This window comes from Enterobacter sp. SECR19-1250 (assembly GCF_013391025.1).
Taxonomy (GTDB): Bacteria; Pseudomonadota; Gammaproteobacteria; order Enterobacterales; family Enterobacteriaceae; genus Enterobacter; species Enterobacter cloacae.
In genome coordinates this window covers 1-2,073 of the sequence record NZ_JACASJ010000237.1, presented here as the reverse complement: position 1 = coordinate 2,073, position 2,073 = coordinate 1, and the positions used below count along the sequence as shown (strand labels likewise).

The window sequence follows — 2,073 nt, the reverse complement described above, 5'->3', positions numbered from 1 at the left end:
GGATGAGCGGCAGCAGTCCGAGTTTGCCTGGTCACGTCCGCGCGCGCCGCGCCGCTGATTGCGCCTTTTGGCGGTTTAGTGGTACTGACACTCCGAAATTGCCCGCCATTCACTCCTGTGAATAGCCATGCAGACGCGCAGAAATCATCAGGGGCGTTTTTCAGGGGTTGGTGCGGTGAAAGGTGCCGGAAACGGCTGTCAGGCCGCAGAAACGCGCTGAGGGCCTCTCAGGCAGTGCAGACAACGGATGTTATGGTAAATCCAGCTGATTGGCAGGTACAAAAAAAGCCCCGCAGGGCTTTTTTGTACCTTATTGATCTGCACACTTTGCAGCCTTCAGGGCTTCCAGCTGATTTAGCCGGTTAGCTGCTTTTTTGCGGGCTTCGCCTTTTGCCATGCCATTTCCTATCCCAAAATCACCCAGGAAACCTAATACGGTGCGCCCGTCAAATTCGCCGGTTGCCTCAATTTCTTGTTGTACACTGCGCGTTTTGGCGATTTCCAGAGCTACCGCTTTGCAATCCATTGCGGAAGATTCTGGACCGGTGACGTTCGCGGCCTGTGGATATTGCTTTGTTGCGCATCCTGCCATGATCAGCGCTGCCGATAGGATGAATATTTTTTTCAAAATTATCCTTATTTATTTAGGCATAGTTAAGAAATACCCATTTTATCGGCAGGAAATGAGGGTTTTTTAGTTGAATTTTGGGAGGGGCAAGGTTCCATATTGGTCGAGGATTCTGGAGCTGACCGGCAACGGCCAGCGCGGCTATGGGCCATGCGGTGGTTGAGCATAGAAAGGATCTTCTTGAGTTCCTTTTTTTCTACGCGTAATCTCTTGCTCTGAAAACGAAAAAACCACCCGGGGAGGTGGTTTTTCGAAGGTTAAGTCAGTTGGGGAACTGCTTAACCTGGTAACTGGCTTCAGCAGAGCGCAGATACCAAATACTGTCCTTCCAGTGTAGCCGTAGTTAGGCCACCACTTCAAGAACTCTATAGCACCACCTAAATTAACTCGCTCTGCTAATCCTGTTACCAGTGGCTGCTGCCAGTGGCGCTTTGTCGTGTCTTTCCGGGTTGGACTCAAGACGATAGTTACCGGATAAGGCGCAGCAGTCGGACTGAACGGGGGGTTCGTGCATACAGTCCAGCTTGGAGCGAACTGCCTTCCCGGAACTGAGTGTCAGGCGTGGAATGAGAAAACGCGGCCATAACAGCGGAATGACACCGGTAAACCGAAAGGCAGGAACAGGAGAGCGCACGAGGGAGCCACCAGGGGGAAACGCCTGGTATCTTTAAGTCCTGTCGGGTTTCGCCACCACTGATTTGAGCGTCAGATTTCGTGATGCTTGTCAGGGGGGCGGAGCCTATGGAAAAACGGCTTCGCCGCGGCCTTATCGCTTCCCCGTTAAGTTTCGTCCTGGCATCTTCCAGGAAATTTCCGCCCCGCCAGTAAGCCCGCACCGCTCGCCGCAGCCGAACGACCGAGCGCAGCGAGTCAGTGAGCGAGGAAGCGGAATATATCCTGTATCGCATATTCTGCTGACGCGCCGGTGCCGCCTTTTTTCTCCTGCCACATGAAGCACTTCACTGGTATTCGCATCCGTGCCAACATAGTAAGCCAGTATACACTCCGCTAGCGCTGCGTGACTGGTTCAGGGCTGCGCCCCGAAACCCGCTAAAACCACTGACGCGCCTGCGGCTTGCCCAACGTCTCACGTCACCGGATTAAAATCCGCTCCCGTTCACCGTTTCTGGCTGTCTTTCAGCACCGCCAGCGCTTCATCGGTTCTGCTGTGTCTGGCAGACTGTGCGGCGTTATTCTGATGGGAGAATGCTATGAACAGACTGACAAACCTGACACCTGCAGAGAAAAAATTTCTTGATGATGCTATTGCCGCAGCTGAGAGAGCGTCAGGCAAAAAGCTAAATCAGCCGAACCGGCATATCGTCCTGAACAGAGCGCGTGCGCAGATTGAGTCGCAGCGTTACGCCGACCGCCAGCGTGCATTACGTGAGGATGAGCGGCAGCAGTCCGAGTTTGCCTGGTCACGTCCGCGCGCGCCGCGCCGC

The 2,073-nt window shown here is 54.1% G+C and carries 2 protein-coding genes; one reads left to right on the top strand and one right to left on the bottom strand.

All coding sequences use genetic code 11. The features are described from left to right. Positions 1 to 310 precede the first annotated feature (310 nt). Positions 311 to 628, bottom strand: a complete 318-nt coding sequence (locus HX884_RS26240) for a hypothetical protein (RefSeq protein ID WP_023224510.1) — start codon at positions 626 to 628, stop codon at positions 311 to 313. Between the two features lie 1,211 nt (positions 629 to 1,839). On the opposite strand from HX884_RS26240, the gene HX884_RS26235 reads away from it, so the two are divergent. Continuing rightward, a partial coding sequence (locus tag HX884_RS26235; protein ID WP_001676031.1) for a hypothetical protein occupies positions 1,840 to 2,073 on the top strand: 234 nt, incomplete at its 3' end.